Source organism: Streptomyces sp. NPDC017940 (assembly GCF_044328435.1).
Lineage (GTDB): Bacteria > Actinomycetota > Actinomycetes > Streptomycetales > Streptomycetaceae > Streptomyces.
The window spans coordinates 556933-579231 of sequence record NZ_JBIRHJ010000002.1 but is presented as its reverse complement, the minus strand read 5'-3'; the positions used below and the strand labels follow the sequence as shown (position 1 = coordinate 579231).

Annotated in this window: 19 protein-coding genes; 15 read left to right on the top strand and 4 right to left on the bottom strand. The window is 73.6% G+C overall.

Features of this window, described 5'->3' with window-relative positions:
* Positions 1-83: 83 nt before the first annotated feature.
* Both ACH4DX_RS08125 and ACH4DX_RS08120 read left to right on the top strand, forming a co-directional pair.
* Positions 84-653 carry a TetR/AcrR family transcriptional regulator gene (locus ACH4DX_RS08125; RefSeq protein ID WP_398114476.1) on the top strand — a complete coding sequence of 190 codons (570 nt, stop codon included), beginning with the start codon at positions 84-86 and terminating at the stop codon, positions 651-653.
* A 217-nt stretch (positions 654-870) separates the two neighbouring features.
* The gene (locus tag ACH4DX_RS08120; protein WP_398154758.1) at positions 871-1515 is read left to right on the top strand and encodes an aspartate/glutamate racemase family protein; all 645 of its coding nucleotides are present in this window, start codon (positions 871-873) and stop codon (positions 1513-1515) included.
* Positions 1516-1632: 117 nt separating this feature from the next.
* Here ACH4DX_RS08120 and ACH4DX_RS08115 read toward each other — a convergent pair whose 3' ends face one another.
* Together ACH4DX_RS08115 and ACH4DX_RS08110 are read right to left on the bottom strand one after the other, a co-directional pair.
* Positions 1633-2235 (bottom strand): RICIN domain-containing protein, encoded by a 603-nt coding sequence (locus ACH4DX_RS08115; RefSeq protein ID WP_398154460.1) that lies wholly within the window; start codon positions 2233-2235, stop codon positions 1633-1635.
* Positions 2236-2292: 57 nt separating this feature from the next.
* Entirely contained in the window at positions 2293-2829 is a 537-nt protein-coding gene (locus ACH4DX_RS08110) for an RICIN domain-containing protein (protein ID WP_398154459.1), read from the bottom strand.
* Between the two features lie 344 nt (positions 2830-3173).
* Between ACH4DX_RS08110 and ACH4DX_RS08105 the strand changes: the two genes are divergently transcribed.
* The 4 genes from ACH4DX_RS08105 (at position 3174) to ACH4DX_RS08090 (ending at position 9097) form a co-directional block, all read left to right on the top strand.
* On the top strand, positions 3174-6869 hold the full coding sequence (locus tag ACH4DX_RS08105; protein ID WP_398154458.1) for a hypothetical protein: 3696 nt from the start codon (positions 3174-3176) through the stop codon (positions 6867-6869).
* Between the two features lie 188 nt (positions 6870-7057).
* Complete coding sequence (locus ACH4DX_RS08100) at positions 7058-8110, top strand: aldo/keto reductase (protein WP_398154457.1); 1053 nt, start codon at positions 7058-7060, stop codon at positions 8108-8110.
* A 101-nt stretch (positions 8111-8211) separates the two neighbouring features.
* Positions 8212-8652, top strand: a complete 441-nt coding sequence (locus ACH4DX_RS08095; RefSeq protein ID WP_398114466.1) for a nitroreductase family deazaflavin-dependent oxidoreductase — start codon at positions 8212-8214, stop codon at positions 8650-8652.
* Positions 8653-8875: 223 nt separating this feature from the next.
* Positions 8876-9097, top strand: a complete 222-nt coding sequence (locus ACH4DX_RS08090) for a hypothetical protein (protein ID WP_398154456.1) — start codon at positions 8876-8878, stop codon at positions 9095-9097.
* 137 nt (positions 9098-9234) lie between these two features.
* Here ACH4DX_RS08090 and gndA read toward each other — a convergent pair whose 3' ends face one another.
* On the bottom strand, positions 9235-10647 hold the full coding sequence (gene gndA / locus ACH4DX_RS08085) for an NADP-dependent phosphogluconate dehydrogenase (protein ID WP_398154455.1): 1413 nt from the start codon (positions 10645-10647) through the stop codon (positions 9235-9237).
* Positions 10648-10799: 152 nt separating this feature from the next.
* On the opposite strand from gndA, the gene ACH4DX_RS08080 reads away from it, so the two are divergent.
* Entirely contained in the window at positions 10800-12143 is a 1344-nt protein-coding gene (locus tag ACH4DX_RS08080) for a transglycosylase family protein (protein ID WP_398154454.1), read from the top strand.
* Between the two features lie 67 nt (positions 12144-12210).
* Here the strand turns inward: ACH4DX_RS08080 and ACH4DX_RS08075 are convergent, their stop codons facing one another.
* Positions 12211-13443: a DMT family transporter gene (locus ACH4DX_RS08075; protein ID WP_398154453.1), complete on the bottom strand. Its 1233-nt coding sequence runs from the start codon at positions 13441-13443 to the stop codon at positions 12211-12213.
* Between the two features lie 238 nt (positions 13444-13681).
* Here ACH4DX_RS08075 and ACH4DX_RS08070 point away from each other — a divergent pair, with 238 nt between their 5' ends.
* From ACH4DX_RS08070 to ACH4DX_RS08035, 8 genes are all read left to right on the top strand, one after another.
* Positions 13682-14479 carry a (2Fe-2S)-binding protein gene (locus ACH4DX_RS08070; RefSeq protein WP_398154452.1) on the top strand — a complete coding sequence of 266 codons (798 nt, stop codon included), beginning with the start codon at positions 13682-13684 and terminating at the stop codon, positions 14477-14479.
* Positions 14480-14516: 37 nt separating this feature from the next.
* Positions 14517-15689, top strand: coding sequence for a glycogen synthase (glgA, locus tag ACH4DX_RS08065; protein WP_398154451.1), 1173 nt, complete (start codon positions 14517-14519; stop codon positions 15687-15689).
* Between the two features lie 17 nt (positions 15690-15706).
* Positions 15707-16951, top strand: coding sequence for a glucose-1-phosphate adenylyltransferase (gene glgC, locus ACH4DX_RS08060; protein WP_398154450.1), 1245 nt, complete (start codon positions 15707-15709; stop codon positions 16949-16951).
* Between the two features lie 379 nt (positions 16952-17330).
* The gene (locus ACH4DX_RS08055) at positions 17331-18899 is read left to right on the top strand and encodes an SDR family NAD(P)-dependent oxidoreductase (protein ID WP_398114452.1); all 1569 of its coding nucleotides are present in this window, start codon (positions 17331-17333) and stop codon (positions 18897-18899) included.
* A 254-nt stretch (positions 18900-19153) separates the two neighbouring features.
* Positions 19154-19327 carry a hypothetical protein gene (locus ACH4DX_RS08050; protein ID WP_169749740.1) on the top strand — a complete coding sequence of 58 codons (174 nt, stop codon included), beginning with the start codon at positions 19154-19156 and terminating at the stop codon, positions 19325-19327.
* Positions 19328-19516: 189 nt separating this feature from the next.
* Positions 19517-20263, top strand: coding sequence for an ArsR/SmtB family transcription factor (locus tag ACH4DX_RS08045; RefSeq protein WP_398114450.1), 747 nt, complete (start codon positions 19517-19519; stop codon positions 20261-20263).
* Positions 20256-21656: an MFS transporter gene (locus ACH4DX_RS08040; protein ID WP_398154449.1), complete on the top strand. Its 1401-nt coding sequence runs from the start codon at positions 20256-20258 to the stop codon at positions 21654-21656. The genes ACH4DX_RS08045 and ACH4DX_RS08040 overlap by 8 nt, the downstream gene beginning before the upstream one ends.
* Positions 21656-22279 (top strand): histidine phosphatase family protein, encoded by a 624-nt coding sequence (locus tag ACH4DX_RS08035; protein ID WP_398114446.1) that lies wholly within the window; start codon positions 21656-21658, stop codon positions 22277-22279. Before ACH4DX_RS08040 ends, ACH4DX_RS08035 begins: the two co-directional genes overlap by 1 nt.
* The last annotated feature ends 20 nt before the right edge of the window (positions 22280-22299 follow it).

Below are 22299 nucleotides of genomic sequence, written 5' to 3'. Positions count from 1 at the left end.
GCGGCCGCCCGGCGTGACACTCTGTTTGCAGTGGTCACATGGCAGTACTGCGGATGACGTAGCAGAGGGAGAGGACGACCCCCATGCGGCAGAACCCGGCCCGGCGCACCGCGCTGCTCGACGCCGCCATCGAGGTGCTCGCGCGCGAGGGGTCCCGCGGCCTCACGCTGCGGGCCCTGGACGCGGAGGCCGCGGTGCCCAAGGGCACCGCGAGCAACTACTTCCCGCACCGCGCGGAACTCCTCGCGCAGGTCATGCGGCGCATCCTGGTACGGCTCACGCCGGAGGAGAACGCGCTCGCCGACACCCTGCGCGCCCAGCCGTCCACGGAGCTGGTGAGCACGCTCCTCAAGCAGCTCGTGGAACGCACCCGCGCCGACCGCAGCAGCCACCTCGCCCTCCTCGAGCTCCGCCTGGAGGCGACGCGCCGCCCGGAACTGCACGCCGAGCTGACGCGGTTCATGGCCGAGCAGCTCGAAGCCAACATCGACTTCCACCTCGGTGCCGGACTGCCCGGCGACCGCACCGGAGTCGTACTGATCTACCTCGCCACGCTGGGCCTGATCGTGGACGACCTCACGGTGCCCGACCTGCTCGCACCGCACTCGACCGACAAGCTCATCGAGGAACTCGCGCAGCGACTGCTGCGCTGACGGCTCCGCCCGTACCGGCCCGGCCGCCCGCGCCGGTCTACTTCGCCCGTACCGGCCCGCTCCGCCGGTACCGGCCCGCTCCGCCGGTACCGTCCCGCTCCGCCCGTACCGTCCCACGCCCGTACCGGCCCGGCCACCCGTACCGGCCCGCTCCGCCGGTACCGGCCCGCATCCGCCCGTACGCGCCCGCACCCGACCGAGGAGGGCCCCGCCCGTGGTGACGACCCTGGCCCTGCTGCACACCTCACCCGTCCACATCCCCGTCTTCGACGCGCTGCGCGACGCGGACCACCCCGGCCTCGGGCTGCGCCACGTCGTCCACGAGGACCTCCTGGCCCGCGCGAGGACGCACGGTGTGGAAGCCGTCGCGGACGACGTGTTCGCGGCGCTCGCCGAGGCCGCCGCGGGCGCCGACGCCGTGCTGTGCACCTGCTCGACCATCGGCGGCGTCGCCGAGTCGGGGGCCGTAGCCGGGGTGCCCGTGCTGCGCGTCGACCGGCCCATGGCGGCTGCGGCGGTGCGGGCGGGTCCTTGCGTCGCCGTCGTCGCCACGGTCGCCTCCACGCTGGAGCCGACCGCCGCCCTGGTCGCGGACGAGGCCGCCCGCGCCGGCCGCCCCGGCGACTGGCTCCAGCCGCGCACTGTCCTGGTCGAGCGCGCCTGGGAGCGGTTCGCCGCGGGGGAACGCGAGGGGCATCTGCGGCTCGTCGCCGACGCCGTCGAGCGCGTCGCGGGAACGGCCGACGCGGTGGTCCTCGCCCAGGCGTCCATGGCCGACGCGGCCGCCCGCGTGTCCGTGGACGTGCCGGTGCTCGCCAGCCCCCGTACGGGACTGGCGGCAGCGGCCCGGCTCCGCGCCTAGTCAGGGACGGCGCGGTGACGGCCACTTGGCAGCACCGCCAACGGACCACCGCCAACGGGCCACCGCCAACGGACCACCGGCGCCGGACCGGCCCGCGAACGGCACTGTGCCGTTAGGTCACCGCCAGAAGTGGTCGGGCCAGGTGCCGCAGGGCCACTGGATGGCCTTCGCACCGTCGGCGCCACTGCCGTTCTCCACGGCGAGGCACTGCTGGCTGTTGTAGTTCACCAGCTTGAACCGGCCGCCACCGGCGTCGTCGAACCGCCAGAAGTGGTCGTCCCACTCGCCGCACGGCCACTGGATGACCTGCGTGCCGGGGGTTTTGCTGCCGCCGGGCACGGCCAGACACTGCTGGCTGTTGTAGTTGATCACCCGGTAATGGAGGACTCCGTCGATGGTCCACGGATCCACGGACCAGTAGTGATCCGCCCAGCCGTCGCAGCCCCACTGGATGAGTCCGGTGCCTTTTTCCTTGCTGCCGCCGGGTACGGCGAGGCATTTACCGCTGCCGTTGTTGACGATGTGCGCCGCGAGCGCCGCCGCACGATCCGTGGCGGGGCCCGGGGTCGCACGGACGGCACCCCGCAGCGGTGCCGGCGACGTGTCTCCGCCGCGGGGCGCGGTTCTGTCCGTCTCGGTCGCGCCCGCCGCCGGCGGCGCGCCCGCGAGCAGTGCGGTCAGTACGGCCGCCGTGACGGCAGCACGTTTCCGGTTGCGCATGTCTTCCCTCCGTTTTCCTCGGGTTGCCTGTGGAACCGGGACTTTCGGGCGTCAGCACTAGCGCCAGTGCTGGTCCCTGTACTCCGGAGTGCACGCGAATCCGAACGCGTCGTTGTCGCGGGGTGCCGCGATGCACCTGCCGCTGTGGAAGGAATTCTCGATCATGACGGCGTCGCCGACGTCACGGTAGATCCAGTGCTGGTCGCGGTAGGAGGCGTTGCAGGGGTCGGTGAAGACTCTGCCGTTGCCGTGCATGGCCAGGCACTGGCCGCTGTGGCGGTTCCGCAGCATGCCGTAGTTGCCCAGGGACCAGTACTGATCCGCGTAGGCACCCTCGCAGCGCGTCGCGAACGCTCTGGGGTGGTGATTGGCCAGGCACTGGTCGAGGTGCACGTTTCGCAGCAGGAAGCCTTCGGCGCGGTCGGCCTTGCCGGAGAGCGTCCCGGCGGAGGGCGGGGCGGCGGTGACCGGCGCCGCGGTGGTGCCGGTGGTGCCGGAGGGGGTCGCCGTGACTGGGGGAGCGGTCAGGAGGGCTACTCCTGTCGTGAGGACCACGGCCGCGGCAGCGGACGTCAGCTTCTTTCGGACAGACATACACATTCCTTCCGGCTCTGCTGGGAGAGCGCGTTGGACGTGAGTTCGCTCTGGGCCTGACATGCACGGAACGGGGAGGCCGCGGACGAGCGCCTGTGCCGCGTCCCGCACGGTGCGCGGACGGTGTTCTCCCGGCGCGCACCCAGGTTCGGCCGCGGGACTTTGATGAGCAGCCCCTTTCGGTGCCGCGCATCAATCCCGCGTACCCGTGGCGTTGGCCGAGGGCCGACGACGGTCCGGTCGTGTCCGCAGGCGGTGTGCTGCACTGCCTGCCGGAGGGATGGGCACGCACGGTGGGGAGCCACCGGGGGCAGGGCCGGGGCCGAAGGGCGTGGGGGGCTTGCGTGGGGCGTCGTGAGAATCCGCTGGACCCGGCGGCCGGGCCGGTCGCACGGTTCGCCCTGGCATTGAGGGTGCTGCGCGCGCGAGCGGGCACGCCCACGTACCGGGCGATGGCACGGCAGGCGCCGTACTCCGCGACGGCGTTCTCGCGGGCCGCGGCCGGGGAGCAACTCCCCTCCCTGGCAGTCACCTTGGCCTATGCCGCTGCCTGCGGTGCGTCCACCGAGGAGTGGGAGCGGCGCTGGCGGCAGGCCAGGGCCGAGGCCGCGCGGCTCCCGGCGGAACCCGTCCTCGCCGAGGCGGCTCCGTACCGGGGCTTGGCACGGTTCGAGCCCGGGGACCGGGAAGCGTTCTTCGGCCGCGGCCGTCTGACCGACGCGCTCGTCGAGCTGACCCGTGCGCAGCGGATCGCGGTGGTCATCGGCCCCTCGGGCAGCGGCAAGTCCTCCCTGCTGCGGGCGGGCTTCATCCCCCGCCTGCGCGGGTCCGCCGACGGGGTGCCGCCCGCGTCCGCCATCCGCATCCTCACGCCCGGCGCCCGCCCGTTCGACGAGCACCGGGAGCGGTGTGTGCCCGTGGCGGGCCCGGGGGACACCTGGCTGGTGGTCGACCAGTTCGAGGAGGTCTTCACCGTCTGCCAGGACGCCCCGCAACGGTGTGCCTTCCTCGACCTGCTGATGCGTGCTCGTGACGCCGGGAGCGGCCTGCGGGTGGTGCTGGGGGTGCGGGCCGACTTCTACGTCCGCTGTCTGGAGCACGCGGACCTCGCAGCCGTCCTGGCGAAGGCGAGTCTGCCCGTCGGCCCGATGACCCCGGAGGAACTGCGGGACGTCGTCGTCAAACCCGCGGCGGCCGCCGGCCTCATCGTCGAGCGCGCCCTCACAGCACGCCTGATCGAGGAAGCGGCCGGGCAGCCGGGCAGTCTGCCGCTGCTCTCGCACGTACTGCTCGAGACCTGGCGCCGACGCCGGGGACGGACCCTGACGGTCGAGGCATACGCGGGAGCCGGTGGCCTGCACGGCGCGATCGCCCAGAGCGCGGAGGCCCTCTACACGCGGTTCACCACCTCCCAGGCCGAGCTCACCCGACTGCTCCTGCTTCGTCTGATCACCCCGGGAGAGGGCGCCCAGGACACCCGCCGCCCCGTTCCCCGCAGCGAACTCGACCTGGTGGCCGCTACCCCGGCCGCCGTCGACGACGTACTCGACCGACTGGCCCGAGGCCGCCTCGTCACCCTCGACGACCACACCGTCGACCTCGCGCACGAAGCCCTCATCACCGCCTGGCCCCGCCTGCACGCCTGGATCGAGGACAGCCGCGACCACCTGCGCTGCCACCGCAGGCTCACCGACGCCGCCCGCATGTGGGAAGAGCTGGGCCACGACGACGGGGTGCTGTATCGGGGCGCGTTGCTGGCCACCGCAGAGGAGCACTTCTCCTGCGCGCGCCGCCGACTGGAGCTCTCCGGCATCGAGCGGGCCTTCTTCACCGCCAGCGGGAACGCCCGTGACCAGGAACAGCAGGCCGTGGATCGCACCACCCGCCGCCTGCGCCGATCCACCGCGGCCCTGGCCGTCCTCCTCGCCCTCGCTCTGACCGCCGGGCTCCTGGCCCGGGACCAGAGCCGCCGCAGCGACCGGGAACGCGACCGGGCCCTGGACGCACAGCGCGTGGCCCAGTCCCGCCAACTCGCCGCGCAGTCGGCGACCTTGCTCGACGAGGATCCCGACCTGGCCTCGCTCCTCGCCGTTCAGGCGCATCGCACGGCCCCCACACGGGAGGCCGCCGACAGCCTCCACTCCGCCCTCGGCCTTCCCCTGCGCCACCGCCTCGACGGTCACGCCGGCGAGGTCCGTGCCCTGGCGTTCAGCCGCGACGGACGCACCCTGTTCGCCGCCGACGAGGCCCGGACGACGTATGTGTGGGACACGGCCGGCGGAGAGAAGCGGTCCGCTACCGGCACCGGCGACGCCGTCGACGAGGCGGGCGCATGGGCACTGAGTCGCGACGGCCGCACCCTGGCCGTCGCCAGCAGCGACGACGACAACGACAGCGACCCGGTCCACGACAGCGACACGGTACGGCTGATCGAGGCGTCGACGGGAAAGGTGCGGCATGCCTTGCCCAGGATGGACGGCTGCGACGAACTGGCGTTCAGTCCGGACGGCCGGACGCTCGTCACCGGATGCGATGTGGGGGTGCGGCTGTGGGGCGTGGCCGACGGCAAGCTGCGCACCACCCTCACCGGCGGCCGCCCCGAGGCAGCCGGTGGGCTCGCCGTCAGCCCGGACGGGCGGACGCTGGCCGTCGGCACCGATGACGGGGCGGGGCTGTGGGACGTGGCCACAGGCCGCCTGCGCGCCCTGCTGACCGGCCCCTTCGGGTCGGCCGACGCGCTGGCCTTCAGTCCCGACGGCCGCACTCTGGCGACCAACGGCGTGGACCGTCGGGTGTGGCTTTGGGACACGGCATCCGCCAGGGCGCGCTCCGCTCTGCCCACCGGAGCGGACGTGCTCGCCTTCAGCCCGGACGGCCGTACGCTGGCCACGGGAGGTTACGGCGCGGCACAGTTGTGGGATGTGAGGACCGGCAGGAGGCGGGCCGCGCTCCCCGGTCACACCGACGTGACGCATGTGATGCTGTTCAGCCCGGACGGGCGCACCCTGGCCACCGGCAGCGGTGACAAGACGGTACGGCTGTGGGACGTGGGAGCGGGTGCCACCCGGGCGACGGTCACCCACCACGTCGGCCGGGGCTATGTGTCGGCGCTGAGCCCGGACGGCCGGACCCTGGCCACGGCCGACCTGTACGACACGGTGCACCTGTGGGACGCGGCCCGGCGCGAACGGCGCTCGCGCCTCACCGGCCACACCCGTGACATCAAATGGATCGTGTTCAGCCCGAACTCGCGGACCCTGGCCACGGGCAGCGTCGACGACACGGTACGGCTGTGGGACGTGCGCACGGGCAGGAGCCGCGCCGTGCTCGCCGCCGAGTCCTGGGCGGGGACGTTCAGCCCGGACGGTGCGTCCCTGGCGTTCTCCGACCGGCACGGCGATGTGCGGATGTGGAACGTCGTCACGGGTGAGAGACGCGCTGTCCACCGCGCACACACCTTCCTGCTCGCGTTCAGCCCGGACGGCAGGACGCTGGCCACCGGCAGCGAGGATCACGCGGTGCGGTTGCGCAGCGCCACCACCGGCCGCACCCGCACCGTCCTCAGGGGTCACACCGCGGCCCTGACGAACATGGTGTTCAGCCGGGACGGGCGCACTCTGGCCACGCGCGGCGACGACAGCACCGTACGGCTGTGGGACGTGGCGACCGGCAAGGCGCGCAAGACCGTCATCCGCCGCTCGGCCGGGATCACGGCGCTGGCGTTCGGCCCCGGCGGGCAGGTCCTGATGGCCGCCTCCGCTTCCGATTTCTCGGTGCGGCTGTGGGACGTCGAGACGGGCGAGGCGCGCACCACGTTCACCGGTCACACCGACAGCGTCGACGCCGTCGCGTTCAGCCCCGACGCGAGAACCCTGATCACCAGCGGCGACGACGGAACGGTACGGCTGTGGAAGGTGGACCTGCCCGCCCCCGCCGTGATCGTCCGCACGATATGCGGTCGCATCCATCGCGACCTCACCCCACTGGAGCACTCCATCTACCTGCCGGATCGCCCGGCACGGCCCGTCTGCTCCTCCTGAGGCGCCGTGGCGCAGCGTTCCGGCAGCGCCGATCCCAGGAGGCCGCGGGGCGCCCAGGCGGGGCCCTGCGCCCGCGGGGCACCCTCGGAATCGCGGGATCGCAACCGCACGCCGGTCGCCCTTGCGTTGAAGTGGACTCCAGCTCGTACAGTCGCCGCATCCAACAGGACGGCGTCCAAGGAGAGTGCATGCGCCACCGTGTTCTGGGCGGGACCGGCATCGAGGTCAGCCCCTACTGCCTCGGCACCATGATGTTCGGCGCCGTCGGCAACACCGATCACGACGACTGCGTACGGATCGTCCACGCCGCGCTGGACGAGGGGATCAACTTCGTCGACACCGCCGACATGTACTCGGCCGGGGAGTCGGAGACGATCGTCGGCAAGGCGCTGAAGGGCCGCCGTGACGACGTGGTGCTCGCGACCAAGGTCCACTTCCCGATGGGCGAGGGGCCCGGCCGCGGCGGCAATTCGCGGCGCTGGATCGTCCGGGCGGTCGAGGACAGCCTGCGGCGCCTGGACACCGACCGGATCGACCTCTACCAGGTGCACCGCCCCGACCACACGACCGACGTCGAGGAGACGCTGTCCGCCCTGACCGACCTCGTGCGGCAGGGCAAGATCAGGGCGTTCGGCTGCTCCACGTTCCCTGCGGACCAGATCGTCGAGGCCCACCACGTCGCCGACCGCCGCGGGCTCCAGCGGTTCCGCACCGAACAGCCGCCCTACTCGCTGCTCGCCCGCGGCGTCGAGAAGCATGTGCTGCCAGTGGCGCAGCGCCTCGGCATGGGTGTGCTCACCTGGTCGCCGCTGGCCTCCGGGTTCCTGACCGGCCGCTACCGCAAGGGCCTGGCGCTCGATCTGAGCAGCGGACGGCCCACCCTGCACCCGGCCCGCTTCGACCCGTCGGCCCCGCTCACCACCGCGAAACTCGACGCCGTCGAGCAGTTCGTCGCCCTGGCCGAGGACGTGGGCTGCTCGCTGCCGGAACTGGCGATCGCCTTCCCGCTCGCCCACCCCGCCGTCACCTCCGTGATCATCGGCCCGCGTACGATGGAGCAGCTGCGGAACACGCTCAAGGGCGCCTCGGTGGTCCTCGACGACGCGGCCCTCGACCGGATCGACGCGATCGTGCCGCCCGGCAGCGACGTCTATCCGCCGGACGGCGTGTGGTCCCCGCCCGCGCTCACCACCCCGGCGCTGCGCCGCCGCACGATCGACACCAGAGCCGCCACCGTCTGACCGCACGCCCACCCCCGGCACGCCGCCGGCACGCGCCTGACGCCGCGATGTTGTCCTCCGGGCGGCGGAGAGGGCTTGACGACAGGTCCTAGGGTGCGTCCATGACCGCATCCGAAGAAGCCGTGCTGAGCCCGACGGGCTGGGTGGCCGAACAGGCCCGCCGCTACGAGGAGTCGGGAGGGACCGAGGGCACCACCGTCCACGGCGCCCCCTGCCTCCTGCTGGACTACAGGGGCCGTCGCACGGGGCAGTGGCGGCGCACCGTCCTCATCTACGGCCGCGACGGTGACGACCACCTGGTCGTGGCCTCCAACGGCGGCGCCGACGAGCACCCCCTGTGGTATCTGAACCTGTGCGACGAGCCCGACGTCCGGCTGCGCGTGGGCACCGAGCGGTTCGACGCCCGTGCCACGACCCTTTCGGCGCAGGACAAGGAACGCGTCTGGCCGCACCTCGTCGACGTCTTCGCCCCGTACGCCGAGTACCGGCTCAAGACCCGGCGCGACATCCCCGTCGTACGCCTGAGCCGCACCGACGGCTGACCACCTGCCTCCGCACCGCCCCCGTGACCGCCCCCCCGCGCCGTCCCCGTGCGGACTCCGCGGGGGCGGCGCGCCGCGGCTCCCGGGGCCACGCGGACGCGTGGAGTCGCCGGGCGCGGGCACGCGAGGCGGGAGAGAGTGGAACGGCCGGGCCCCGGTCCACGCCGCCCCCCGGCGTGCGCCGATCCCGGCCAAGAGCCGCCTCCGAACCGCTGGAGGAACCATGACCCATCCGTTCCCCGACCCCGCACCACCGGCACCCACACCGGGCCCGCCCCCCGACCCCTCGCAGCCCCCGAACCCGGAGCCGGACCCCGTCCCGCTGCCCCCGCCGGCCCCGACGCCGCGGCCGCCGGGCCCCGACCCCGCGCCGCCACCGGAGCCGGAGCCCTCACCCCTGGGGCGGCCCGTGACGCCGGGCAGCGACATCCCCGGCCTGACGTAGCCGGACCCGCCAGCCGGGCAGCGGCCGGCCCCCGCGCCCAGGGGCGAGATCCGGCCACCCGGAGGCCCACCCGGGCCGGGGTCCGCCCCGGCCCGGGCGCCGACGGCCGTGCACGGCGACCCCCGCCCGCCGGGCGCCTACGCCGGGACCTCGGAGCGGTCCCCGCCCCAGAGGGTGTGAAACGCACCGTCGCGGTCGGTGCGCCGGTAGGTGTGCGCGCCGAAGTAGTCGCGCTGTCCCTGGGTGAGCGCGGCGGGCAGCCGGTCCGCGCGCAGCGCGTCGTAGTACGCGAGGGCCGCGGAGAAGCCCGGTGCGGGCACGCCCTGGCGCGTCGCGGCGACGAGCACGGCACGCCAGTCGTCCTGCGCCTCGCCGATCTCCCGCGCGAAGCCCTTGTCGGCGAGCAGACTCGGCAGGTCGGACCGCGTGTCGTAGGCGGCCCGGATGCGGTCGAGGAACGCGGCCCTGATGATGCGGCCGCCGCGCCAGATCGAGGCAACCGCGCCCAGGTCGATGTTCCAGGAGTACTCCTCGCTGCCCGCCGCGATTTCGTGGAAGCCCTGCGTGTACGACACGATCTTCGAGGCGTACAGGGCCTGCTCGACCTGGTCGGCGAACGCGGCCGCCTCCTCCTTGCCGAGCGGCTCCGCCTTCGGGCCCTCGAGGTCGCGCGACGCCTCGCGCAGCTCCCGGTGGCCGGAGAGCGAGCGGGCGAACACCGCCTCCGCGATGCCGGAGACGGGCACGCCGAGGTCGAGGGCGATCTGCACGGTCCAGCGCCCGGTGCCCTTCTGCTCGGCCTGGTCCCGCACGACGTCCACTAAGGGCGCACCCGTCGCGGAGCCGACGTGGGCGAGCACCTCGGCCGTGATCTCGATCAGGTAGGAGTCGAGACGCCCGGTGTTCCAGGTGCGGAAGACGTCCGCGATCTCGGCGGGGGAGTAGCCCGCGACGTCACGCAACAGCTGGTACGCCTCGGCGATCAGCTGCATGTCGGCGTACTCGATGCCGTTGTGGACCATCTTCACGAAGTGGCCCGCGCCGTCCGGGCCGATACGCGCCGTGCAGGGGCTGCCGTCCGCGGCCTTCGCGGAGATCCTCTCCAGCATCGGGCCGAGCGCCGCGTAGGACTCCTCGGAGCCGCCCGGCATGATGCTCGGGCCGTGCAGAGCGCCCTCCTCGCCGCCGGACACGCCCGTGCCGACGAAGTGGGTCCCCCGCTCGCGCAGCGCGCGCTCGCGCCGCCGGGTGTCGGCGAAGTGCGCGTTGCCGCCGTCCACGATCATGTCGCCCGGCTCCAGGAGGGGCGCGAACTCCTCGATGACGGCGTCCGTGGGCTCGCCCGCCTTGACCATCACCACCAGGCGGCGCGGCCGCGCGGTCCGATCCGGGGCACCGCGTGCGGGCGCCGGTGTCGTCCTGCGGCGTAGCGTGACATCCCGGCACCGTGTCCGCCCGGAACGATCGCTGGAGTCGTACTCCATCGGCGGCCACGAGGCCGACGGAGCCCATTTCAGCGGGATGTCCAACTGCGACGGCTCAAAGGGCATTTGTGGAACCGGACGGCTGACGTCGACTTGAACGCCCCCTCCGGAAACCGCTCTTGTCACAGCCATGGCCGACCGGCTAACTTGCCGCCTGTCCTGTGGCTGACGTGTGACGTTGAGTTCGACGAGTTCGACGTATGTCTGAGGGGGCTTCCATGGCCTTACGAGGCCGGCATCGCCGGTACCAGCCGAGCCGGATCAACCGTGCCTCGCTCACGGTCACGGCAGGTGGCGCCGGAATGGCCCTGCCGCTGATGACCGCGGGCACGGGCCACGCCGCGGACGTGGACACCTGGAACAAGGTCGCGGCCTGCGAGTCCACGAACAACTGGAGCATCAACACCGGCAACGGCTTCTACGGCGGCCTCCAGTTCACCCAGTCCACCTGGCAGGCCTACGGCGGCACCGTCTACGCCCCGCGCGCCGACCTCGCCACCAAGGCCCAGCAGATCACCGTCGCCGAGAAGGTCCTCGACGGCCAGGGGCCCGGCGCCTGGCCGGTCTGCTCCCAGCGGGCCGGGCTCACCCGCGGCGGCGACAGCCCCGACCTGAGGCCCGCGTCGGCCCCGCAGCGGAAGGCGGCCCCGCAGCAGAAGGCGACGGGCGGCGCGAAGACCGAGGGCGTCCCCAAGGCGCCCAAGCGCACGGTGCGCGACGTCAAGCCCGAGGTGACCCCGCAGTCCACGGCGGGCACCGCCCGGATGTACACGGTCGTCCACGGCGACACCCTCTCCGGGATCGCCGACGAGCGCCGGGTGCGGGGCGGCTGGCCGCAGCTGTACGACAGCAACCGCGGCACCATCGGCACCGACCCGGACCTCATCACCCCCGGCCAGCGCCTCTCCCTGCGCGAGGCGGAGCGCGGCAAGGCACCGGTGCGGCCGCCCGAGCGGCGTGCCGACCCCGACCGGCAGACGCGCCCGGAGAAGCGGCCCGCGCGCCACGACGAGAAGCGGGCGGAGAAGAAGCCCGAGAAGAAGCAGGAGCGCAGGTCCGAACGGTCGCATCCGCCGGCCAAGGAGACCAAGCCCGCACCGAAGCAGAAGCGCGACACCGCGCCCGCGAGCAGGCAGCGCGCCGAGGCCGCCACCTCGTCCGGCGCCGCGGCCCCCGTCTCCGGCTCCATCGGCACCCCGTACCACGCGACGGGCAGCTCCTGGTCGAAGGGCTACCACACGGGCGTCGACTTCCCCGTGCCCACCGGCACATCGGTGAAGGCCGTCGTCGCGGGCACGGTGGTCTCCTCCGGCTGGGGCGGGAGCTACGGCTACGAGGTCGTCATCCGCCACACCGACGGCAGATACTCGCAGTACGGCCATCTGTCGGCGCTCACCGTGAAGGCGGGCCAGAGGGTCGCGGCGGGCCAGCGCATCGGCCGCTCCGGTTCGACGGGCAACAGCTCGGGCCCGCACCTGCACTTCGAGATCCGCACCGGGCCCGGCTTCGGCTCGGACGTCGACCCGCTCGCCTATCTGCGGGCCCGCGGGGTGCGCATCTGACGTACGCGGCACACGCGTCGGACGCCCCGCGCCGGGACGCGGGGCGTCCGACGGAGCGGGGCGTGCCTCAGGACACGCTGTGCTCGGGCGTCGGCCGCGGCAGGGGCCTGCGCGTGAACGCCATCGGCTGGAGGGGCAGCGCGGTCAGGACGTCGGCCACCAAGGCGTCCGGCACGGTCTCCGGCAGCGTGTCCGACGGGTCCGGGTCCGGGCCCCGCGGCGCGGTGGAGGAGTCCGGTGCGGACGGCTCGTTCGACAGCGGGCCCGACGAAGGGCGGTGCCCGGTGTCGGCAGGTGACCGCTCCTCGTGCGAGGGGGCGCGCTGCGCCACGACCCGGCTCGCGTCGTCGGTGACGAGGACCGCCGCCTCACCGGCGTCCGACGGGGCCGCACGGTCGCGGGTCCTGACACCTGCGGCCTGCTCACCGGCATCGGCACTGGCACCGGAGGCCGCGGCGCTCGCGTGCGCCCCGCCGATGCGCTCCGTCGTCAGCAGGATGAGACCGCCCGCCGCGACGACACCGCAGGCCAGCGCGAGCGCGGTGCCCGACGTCCCGTAGCGGAAGGACTCTCCGAACAGGGTGAGCCCGACGGCGGCCGCTATCACCGGGTTCACGACGGTCACCGCCGACAGCGGAGCCGTGAGGCCCGCGCCCTTGTACGAGGCCTGCGACAGGAGCAGCCCGCTCACCGCGAGGACACCGATGACCGCGAGGCTCGGCGCCTGCCGGGTGAGTGACCCCTGCATGTCCCAGTCCACGGCGACGGTCTTGGTGAACACCGAGGAGACGCCGAAGGCGATGCCCGCCGCGGTGGCGAGCAGCATGCTGCGCACCGCCGGGTGCCGGTGCACGGCGTGCGCGAGCAGCATCAGCGCGACGACGGCGCCACCGGTGCCGAGCCCGAGCACGACGCGCTCGGTGCCGGCGAGCGACTGCGAGGCCGTGGCCTGCGTCAGGGACAGCATCCCGGCGAGGCCGACGGTCGCCATGATGGCGCCGCGCCACGCGGTGGCCCCCGCCCGGCGGCGCACGAACATCGCGGCCATCGGCAGGGCGAACACGATCGTAAGGGCCCCGAGCGGCTGCACGAGGCTCAGCGGGCCGAAGGCGAGCGCCACCACGTGCAGGAGCCCGCCGAGGCCGTTGAGCACCACCGCGACCCACCAGGCGCCGCTGCGCAGCGGCGCGTACTGCTGCTCCGCCGCCCTCGCCGCCACCTGCTCCTGGATGATCGCCCCGCCGGCGTACGCCACCGCGGAGACGAGGGAGAGCACGACGGACAGCGCGAGGGCACTCATGAGGTGCTCCGCGGCGCGCGGCACGACCGGCGGGTGCGGTCGGCGGGGTCCCTGCGCACCCGGGGCGACGAGTGCGGCGAGCGGTCGGCTTCCATGTTCACCACGATGTCGCGCGGAGCGCGTTCCGTCGTCGTCCCTGAGCAGTCAATGTGTCCTACTCCCGATGGAGTATGGCTTCGCACATGTCCTCCCCAGGTCTGGTTACGCTCGGAAAACGCTCTCCTGCTGTACTGCTGTCGTGACTGCGCACACCTCTGCGATCGACTGGGACACCGTCGGGACCGTCGGCGGCTTCTTCGCCCTCAGGACGGGTGAACCCTGTGGTGGGAACCATGTTCCGCTGGCTCTCGTGTACACGGCAAGGCCACCTGAAGTGGGGCCCGACCGGGCCTCCACCGCACCGCGACCCGGCCTCCACCAGGACTGCGGCGATCCGCTGGGTTTTCGGGTCGCGAAGGTCGCGGGACGCCTGCGCGCCCCCGAGGAACGCGTCGCCGCGTCCGTGGCGCACCTCGGGCTCGCCGCCCGGCTGTGGTCCCTCGCGCTCGGCCCGGCCGCGCTGTACGGACGGGTGCCCGACCTCGACCCGGCCCTGCTGCGCTGGGACGCGGACGGCACCTCGCCCGATGACCTGTGGCTGGCCGGGACCCGGACGTACCCCGCCGACGCCGCCCGCGTCCTTAAGGTGGTCGAGGACGCCCACCTCACCCCGCTCGCCGCGGCCCTGCGCGCCCGCTTCCGCGTCTCCCCGGCCCTGCTGCGCGGCAACGCGGGCTCGGCCCTCGCGGGGGCGGCCCGCGAACTGCACGCCTGGGCCGGGCGCGAGGGCCGCCCCGAGGTGGGCCGGCGCGCCCTCGCCCTGGCCGCGGAACTCTTCGCGGGCCCCGCCCTGAAGGCCACCGGCACCCTGGCGGGGACCGCGTTCCGGCGCCGCAGCTGCTGCCTCTACTACCGCTGCCCCGGCGGCGGCCTGTGCGGCGACTGCTGTTTCGACCGGCCGCCGCAGCGGTCTTCCCACGGAGCGGTGTCTGAGTGACCATGAGGGAGCCGGTCGACGACGGGGGGCTCCGCTCGTGAAAGTGGGACTGCTCACCCGCGAGTTCCCGCCGGACGTCTACGGCGGCGCGGGCGTCCATGTCGAGTTCCTGGCCCGGGAGTTGCGGGCGCTCACCGACCTCGACGTGCACTGCTGGGGCGACGGCGCGGGCGAGGGGGTGGTGCGCCACCACGCCTGGGCCGACCTGGACTCCGCCAACGACGCGCTGCGCACCCTCTCCGTGGACCTGTCCATGGCGGCGGCGCTCGAAGGCCGCGACCTCGTGCACTCCCACACCTGGTACGCCAACCTCGCGGGCCACGTCGGCAAGCTCCTGCACGGCATCCCGCACGTGCTGACCTCGCACTCCCTGGAGCCCCTGCGCCCCTGGAAGGCCGAACAGCTCGGCGGCGGCTACGCCGTGTCCAGCTGGGCGGAGCGCACCGCGGTGGAGGCCGCCGACGCCGTCATCGCCGTCTCCCACGGCATGCGCGAGGACATCCTGTCCTGCTACCCGGCCGTCGACCCGGCGAAGGTGCACGTCGTCCACAACGGCATCGACACCGACCTGTACCGGCCGGACCACGACACCGACGCCCTGGCCCGCCACGGCATCGACCCCGGCCGCCCCTACGTCCTGTTCGTCGGCCGCATCACCCGCCAGAAGGGCGTGCCCCACCTGCTGCGCGCGGCCCGCGCCCTGGACCCCGGCATCCAGCTGGTGCTGTGCGCGGGCGCCCCCGACACCCCGGAGATCGACCAGGAGTTCCGTACGCTGCACGAGGAGCTCGGCAGGGTCAGGGGCGACGTCATCTGGATCCCCCGCATGCTGCCGCGGCCGGAGGTCGTGCAACTCCTCACGCACGCCACGGTGTTCGTGTGTCCCTCGGTGTACGAGCCGCTCGGCATCGTGAACCTGGAGGCGATGGCGTGCGGCACCGCCGTGGTGGCGTCCCGCGTCGGCGGCATCCCCGAAGTCGTTTCCGACGGCACCACGGGCCTGCTCGCGCCCTACGATGCGCTGCGGCCCGAACGCTTCGAGCACGACCTCGCCGCGCTCCTGAACCAACTGGCCGCCCACCCCGGGCGGGCGGCCGCGATGGGCTCGGCCGGACGGCAGCGGGCCGTGCGGGAGTTCGGCTGGGACACGGTGGCACGGCGCACCGTGGACGTGTACGGCGAAGTCATGGCGTTACGCAAGTCCGACTAGCGGCTAAGGGGGCGGCCATGCGCGGTGGACCTTCGGTGCTCGGCATCGTGCTCGCGGGCGGGGAGGGCAAGCGACTGATGCCGCTCACGGCCGACCGGGCGAAACCGGCGGTGACCTTCGGCGGCACCTACCGCCTCGTCGACTTCGTGCTCTCCAACCTCGTCAACGGCGACATCACGCGCATCTGCGTCCTGACGCAGTACAAGTCGCACTCCCTGGACCGGCACGTCTCCACCACCTGGCGGATGTCGAGCCTGCTCGGCAACTACGTCACCCCCGTCCCCGCCCAGCAGCGCCTCGGCCCCCGCTGGTACCTGGGCAGCGCCGACGCCATCCTCCAGTCCCTGAACCTCGTCCACGACGAACAGCCGGACCACATCGCGGTGTTCGGCGCCGACCACGTCTACCGCATGGACCCCCGCCACATGCTGGCGCAGCACATCGAGTCCGGCGCGGGCGTCACCGTCGCCGGGATCAGGGTGCCGCGCGCGGACGCCGACCAGTTCGGGATCATCACGCCCGCCGGGGACGGCACCCGGGTGAGCAGCTTCCTGGAGAAGCCGAAGGACCCGCCGGGCCTGCCCGGCTCCCCGCACCAGGTGTTCGCCTCCATGGGCAACTACGTCTTCGCGACGAAAGTGCTCGTCGACGCGTTGCAGCGGGACGCGGAGGACCCCGATTCGGTGCACGACATGGGCGGTTCGATCCTGCCGTCCCTCACCGAGCGCGGCCTCGCGCAGGTCTACGACTTCGCCGACAACCACGTCCCCGGCGAGACCGCGGGCGACCACGGCTACTGGCGCGACGTCGGCACCCTCGACGCCTACTACGAGGCCCACATGGACCTGATCTCCGACCGGCCCGCCTTCAACCTCGACAACCGCCGCTGGCCCATCTACACCCACCCGGGGCAGCTGCCGCCCGCCAAGTTCTGCGCGGGCGGCATCGCGGGGGAGTCCGTCGTCAGCCCCGGATGCGTGATCCGCGGGCAGGTCACCCGTTCCGTCCTGTCGCCCGGTGTGATCGTCGAGGAGGGCGCCGTCGTGCAGGGCTCGGTGCTGCACGACAACGTCCGGGTCGGCAGGGGAGCGGTGGTGCGCGGCGCGGTCCTCGACAAGAACGTCGACGTCCCGCCCGGCGCCACGATCGGCGTGAACCCAGAGCGGGACGAGGAGCTGTACACGGTGTCGAAGGGCGGCGTGATCGCCCTGGGCAAGGGCCAGCGGGTACCGGTGGACGGAACGTCGCTCACGTTCCCCTAGACCCTCGGGACGGGCCCCTGCCCGGCTACAGGACCGCCCCTGCGGCTACAGGACCGCCACTGCTGCTCCGGGACCGGCTCCTGGGCGACGGGACCGCCCCCTGCGGCGACGAAACCGGCTCCTGCGGCGACAGGACCCCGCCTCCGCCTCCCGCACGCGGCTACAACACCCGCCTCCCAGGCGCCCGTGCGGGGCTGCGACTGACGGTCGGAGACGCTCCGGCACCCCTCCGGGAAGGGGATCGGCCGGAGCCCGCCTCCGCGGGGCGACCGTTCGGGTTTGGTGCCGAGCGCCCGCTCTACGTAAAGTTCCGCTTTTGGAGCTTCCGCGGTCACCTCAGACGAGCCGCGGTACGAGTGCGGTGAGGAACGACAGCGCGATGACGGTGACAGAGGACAGCACGCGGCAGAGCGCCTCGCCGGCTTCGAGCGGGGCGCCGTCGGAGCCTGCGGCGCGGGTTGCGACCGAGGCCGCGGCGGAGGCCTCCGCGCACGGCCCCGGCATCGACCCCGAGCGGCTCGCCGTCTGCCTCGCCGTGCTCGCGGAGCTCGACGAACTCGATGTCGACCACCCCGACGCGATCACGGTGCGCCGCGCCACCGCGGGCATCTACCGAACGGTCAAGCAGCGCCGCCGCCAGGAGCGCCGCGCCGCCAAGACCGCCCACGACAAGGCCGTCACCGAAGCCACCGCCACCGGCTCCGCGCAGCGCATCGACGACGAGACGGAAGGCATCCTGCCCTCGTCGGCGACGGAGAAGGGGGAGATCGCGGGGATACTCCAGCGCCCCCGCTCCTGCTACACCTGCAAGACGCGGTACGTCGAGGTCGACTACTTCTACCACCAGCTCTGCCAGGACTGCGCCGCCGAGAACCGCGCCAAGCGCGACGTCCGCGCCGACCTCGGCGGCAAGCGCGCCCTCCTCACCGGCGGCCGCGCCAAGATCGGCATGTACATCGCGCTGCGGCTCCTGCGTGACGGCGCGCACACGACCATCACCACCCGCTTCCCCAAGGACGCCGTCCGCCGCTTCAAGGCCATGGACGACTCGGCGGACTGGCTGCACCGCCTGGAGGTCGTCGGCATCGACCTGCGCGACCCCGCGCAGGTGGTCGGCCTCGCCGAGCAGGTCGCGGAGCAGGGCCCGCTGGACATCCTCATCAACAACGCGACGCAGACCGTGCGCCGCCTGCCCGCCGCCTACGCCGCGCTCGTCGAGGGCGAGAGCGCTCCGCTGCCCGCCGGGGAACTGCCCGCCCACCAGGTGATCGGCGCCTTCAACTCCGGCGCCGTCGGTGATCTCGGCGGACCCGCCGCGCTGCCCGTCGGCGTCAGCGGCCTCGATGCACAGCAGGTCGCCGATCTCGCCCTGGTCGCGGGCAACGCCAGTGTCGAGCGGCACCGCGACGGCAGCGCCATCGACGCGGGCGGTCTGGTGCCGGACGTGGTGGACAGCAACACCTGGGTGCAGACCATCGAGCAGATCTCCCCGGTGGAGCTGCTGGAAACCCAGCTGTGCAACTACACGGCGCCGTTCATCCTGATCAGCCGGCTGCGGCCGCAGCTGGCCGAGGCCGCGAGGAAGGCGGAGAGCGGGCGCGCCTACGTGGTCAACGTCTCGGCCATGGAGGGCGTCTTCGGCCGCGGCTACAAGGGTGCGGGACACCCCAACACCAACGCCGCGAAGGCCGCGATGAACATGGTGACGCGGACCAGCGCGCAGGAGATGTTCCAGTCCGACGGGATCCTCATGACCTCGGTCGACACCGGCTGGATCACCGACGAGCGCCCGCACTTCGACAAGCTGCGCCTGGCCGACGAGGGCTTCCACGCGCCGCTCGACCTGGTCGACGGAGCGGCCCGCGTCTACGACCCGATCGTGCGCGGCGAGGTGGGGGAGGACCTGTACGGCGTGTTCCTGAAGGATTACAAGCCCGGCAAATGGTGACGACTCCGTAGCGGAGGCGTCACGATTCCTCCTCTTGGGTGAGCGCCATCGAGCACGGCCGCGCTCATTTGGTTAACCTGGTGCGAGTGGACGGCCACAGGGCGCACACCGGCACCCTCCACGCCGTCCCGGGACAGGCTGCGACCGACGGCCGCGATCCCGCCCCGACACGGCGCCACCGCGACCGCGAAGACAGTGCGACAGCGCTGCCGCACTGGCAGGTTCTTCCGTTACGCGACACAGAGGAGTGCGCGGTGACACCAGATCCGACCAAGCAGGAGAAGCGACCGGCCGATCGCGGCGGCGAGCGGGGCGGGCGGCCCCACAAGCTCCGCAATCTGGAGGCGTGGGCCAAGGCGGCACCCATCCGGCTCGCCGGGTACGAGGACGACCTCGCCGAGCCGCACATCCTCCCCGGCGTCGACTGAACCCTGTACGCATGCCCCTGCGCCCCCGTCGCTCCCGCGGCGGGGGCGCGGTGCTTTCCCCGTACTCCCGGAGCGGCGCGATCTGCGGGTGCGAGTGCGACCTGCGGTGCGGCCCGGGCCGGAGGGCTTTCCCAAAGTAATTCTGCAAAAATACTTTTGCAGAGTGCCCGGCCGTCCTACGCTCCTGTCATGACCGACGAAGGATGGCGCCTGCGGGTGCTCGACCCCGAGCGCGAGCCCGCCGCGATCAAGGCCCTCACGCACCCCCTGCGGATCAGCCTGCTCGGCCTGCTGCGCAGGGACGGCCCCGCCACCGCGAGCGAACTCGCGGCGAAGACCGGCGAGTCGTCCGCCGCCACCAGCTACCACCTGCGGGTCCTCGCGAAGCACGCGTTCGTCACCGAGGCGGAGCACCGGGACGCGCGGGAGCGGCGCTGGCGCGCCGTGCACGAGGTGACCACCTGGGACCACGCGGCGATGGAGGCGTCCCCGGTCGGCAGGGACTTCGCCGCGACCATGGCCCGGCGGCAGGTGGAACAGCTGGCGGCCTCGCTCGCCCAGCACGAGAGCGACATGGCCTCCGGACGCCTCGGACCCCAGTGGCTCCGGCACTCCGGCATCACCGACCTGATGCCACGCCTGACCCCCGAGTCGCTCGGGGAGCTCCAGCAGGCGTTCGAGGACAAGCTGGCGGAGCTCAGGGCACGGGACGCGGGGGACGCCCGCGCCGAGCAGGTGATGGTGCTCCTGGCGACACTGCCGGCCGCGGACCGTACGGGGACGGGCGGGACGGAGGGCGCCGGGGGAGCCGGGGTGGTGGAACCGCCGGGGGCGCCGGGTGACACCGACGGCGGCCCGGACGCCGGGCCGGTCGATGACGGCGACGTGGCGGACCGTTCCGTGCCGAGACGCGTACGGGGTTACACCCATGACTGAGGCGGGCGGTGCCGGACCCGTACGCCGGAGCGACGTCCTCGATCCGCGTACCGCGCGGCGGCGCTACGCCGTGGTGTGCGCCTTGTTCTGGCTGCCGCTGGGGATGGCCATCGCCCCGATGGTGGCGCTGCTCACCGAACGCGGCCTCGGCCTCGCGGCCGTCGCGGGCTGCGTCGCCGCGCACTCCCTCACCGCCGCCGTCCTGGAACTCCCCACCGGCGGCCTGTCCGACGTGCTCGGCCGGCGCTCGGTACTCGCCGCGGCCGGTCTGCTCGACCTCGTCGCCCTCGTCCTGCACGCCCTCGGCACCACCGTGTGGGTGCTCGCCCTCGGCATGGCCCTGAAGGGCGCGGGCCGCGCCCTGTCCAGCGGCCCCGCCGAAGCCTGGTACGTCGACACGGTGCACGCGAGCGCCGGGCCCGACGCGGAGCTGCGCACCGGCCTGGCCCGCGGCGCCGCCGCGACCGGCGCGGCGCTCGCGGCCGGCGTCCTCATCGGCGGCGCGCTGCCCTGGCTCCTCGGCCTCGGCCCCGACCTCGGCGCCCGGATCGAGCAGGCCACGGGCGGGCTCGTGCTGCCGCTCTCCGCTCCCGCGCTGCTCGGTGTGGCGGTCGAGATCGTCTTCCTCGTGTACGTGCTCACCGCGCTGCCCGAGCCGCCCCGGCCGCGCACCACCCTGCGCGGGGTCCTCAGCGGCGTCCCCGCCACCGTCATGGCCGGGGTGCGCCTCGGCGGCCGGGACGCCCTCGTGCGGCGCGTCCTGCTCAGTGCCGCGGCCGCGGGGAGCGCCCTGGTCACCGTGGAGGTCCTGACTCCCGGCCGGGCCGTCGACCTGACCGGCGCACCGGAGACGGGGGCGGTGCTCTTCGCGGGCCTCGCCTGCGCCGGGTTCCTGTGCTCGATGGCGGGCAGCCACCTCGCGCCGCTCCTCGCCCGGGTCGCGGGCGGTAGCGAACGGGCCGTCCTCGCAGGCCTCGGCGCGGCGGCGGCCGGGCTGCTGCTGCTCGGTGCCACCGCGGCAGCCGCGGTGCCCTCGGGCCCCGCGGGCCCGGCCCCGCTCGCCCTGGCCGTCCTCGGCTACGCGCTCGTGTACGTGGGACTCGGCGCCGCGGGCCCCAGCGAGAACGAACTCCTGCACCGCCGCGTCGACAGCGCGGGGCGCGCCACCGCCCTGTCGGTGCAGTCCCTCGCCCTGCAACTGGTCGGCGCGGGCACGGGCATGGTCGTCGGCCACCTCCCCGGGGGCGCGCCGCGCTGGCTCCTCGGCGGCCTCGTCCTGCTCGCAGGCGCCCTGCTGTGGGCCCGCCGCACCCCGGCCGCCACGGAACCCGGCGGCTCCGCGCCCACCCGCCCCGCACGCACCGCACGCACCGCGAAGGAAGGCACGTCCTGATGCGCACCCTCCACGTCGTCACCCACCCGGAGGCGACCCACCACGTCGAGAAGGTGGTCGGCGGCTGGCACGACTCCGAACTGACTCCCGCGGGGCGGCAGTCCGCGGCCGCCATCGCCCGCGCCCTGCGCGCCGACATCCCCGGCGGCGCGGACGTGGAGATCATCTCCTCGGACCTGCGGCGCACCGCGCAGACGGCCCACGCCGTGGCCGAACTGTTCGGTGTGCGGCCGGTCCTCGACCGGCGGCTGCGCGAGAAGTCCTACGGTGACGCGGAGGGCAGGCCGCAGGAGTGGCTCGACCGGCGCTTCGTCCCGCCGCCGGCCGAGGGCGACCGGATGAACCACCACGAGGGCCCGCGGGGCGCCGAGACCCGGGGGCAGTGCGCGCGCCGCGTCCACGCCGCGGTGGACGACATGCTGCGCCGCCCCCGCGCGCACCAGATCGTCGTCACCCACGGCTTCGCCCTGACGTTCGTCGTCACGGCGTGGATCGGGATGCCCCTGGAATCCGTGGGCTCCGTGAGCTTCCCGGTGCCCTCCGGCAGCATCACCGTGCTGCGCCAGGACGACTTCTTCCACAACCGTCAGGTCGTACGCCTGGGTCACATGCCCCCGCCGTGACAGCGCCTCCCCGAAAACCG

Coding starts and splice junctions, on each gene's coding strand:
- ACH4DX_RS08125 (WP_398114476.1), top strand. CDS start 84: ATGCGGCAGAACCCGGCCCGGCGCACCGCGCTGCTCGACGCCGCCATC.
- ACH4DX_RS08115 (WP_398154460.1), bottom strand. CDS start 2,235: ATGCGCAACCGGAAACGTGCTGCCGTCACGGCGGCCGTACTGACCGCA.
- ACH4DX_RS08110 (WP_398154459.1), bottom strand. CDS start 2,829: ATGTCTGTCCGAAAGAAGCTGACGTCCGCTGCCGCGGCCGTGGTCCTC.
- ACH4DX_RS08100 (WP_398154457.1), top strand. CDS start 7,058: ATGCGCCACCGTGTTCTGGGCGGGACCGGCATCGAGGTCAGCCCCTAC.
- ACH4DX_RS08095 (WP_398114466.1), top strand. CDS start 8,212: ATGACCGCATCCGAAGAAGCCGTGCTGAGCCCGACGGGCTGGGTGGCC.
- ACH4DX_RS08090 (WP_398154456.1), top strand. CDS start 8,876: ATGACCCATCCGTTCCCCGACCCCGCACCACCGGCACCCACACCGGGC.
- gndA (WP_398154455.1), bottom strand. CDS start 10,647: ATGCCCTTTGAGCCGTCGCAGTTGGACATCCCGCTGAAATGGGCTCCG.
- ACH4DX_RS08080 (WP_398154454.1), top strand. CDS start 10,800: ATGGCCTTACGAGGCCGGCATCGCCGGTACCAGCCGAGCCGGATCAAC.
- ACH4DX_RS08075 (WP_398154453.1), bottom strand. CDS start 13,443: ATGAGTGCCCTCGCGCTGTCCGTCGTGCTCTCCCTCGTCTCCGCGGTG.
- glgC (WP_398154450.1), top strand. CDS start 15,707: ATGCGCGGTGGACCTTCGGTGCTCGGCATCGTGCTCGCGGGCGGGGAG.
- ACH4DX_RS08055 (WP_398114452.1), top strand. CDS start 17,331: ATGACGGTGACAGAGGACAGCACGCGGCAGAGCGCCTCGCCGGCTTCG.
- ACH4DX_RS08045 (WP_398114450.1), top strand. CDS start 19,517: ATGACCGACGAAGGATGGCGCCTGCGGGTGCTCGACCCCGAGCGCGAG.
- ACH4DX_RS08040 (WP_398154449.1), top strand. CDS start 20,256: ATGACTGAGGCGGGCGGTGCCGGACCCGTACGCCGGAGCGACGTCCTC.
- ACH4DX_RS08035 (WP_398114446.1), top strand. CDS start 21,656: ATGCGCACCCTCCACGTCGTCACCCACCCGGAGGCGACCCACCACGTC.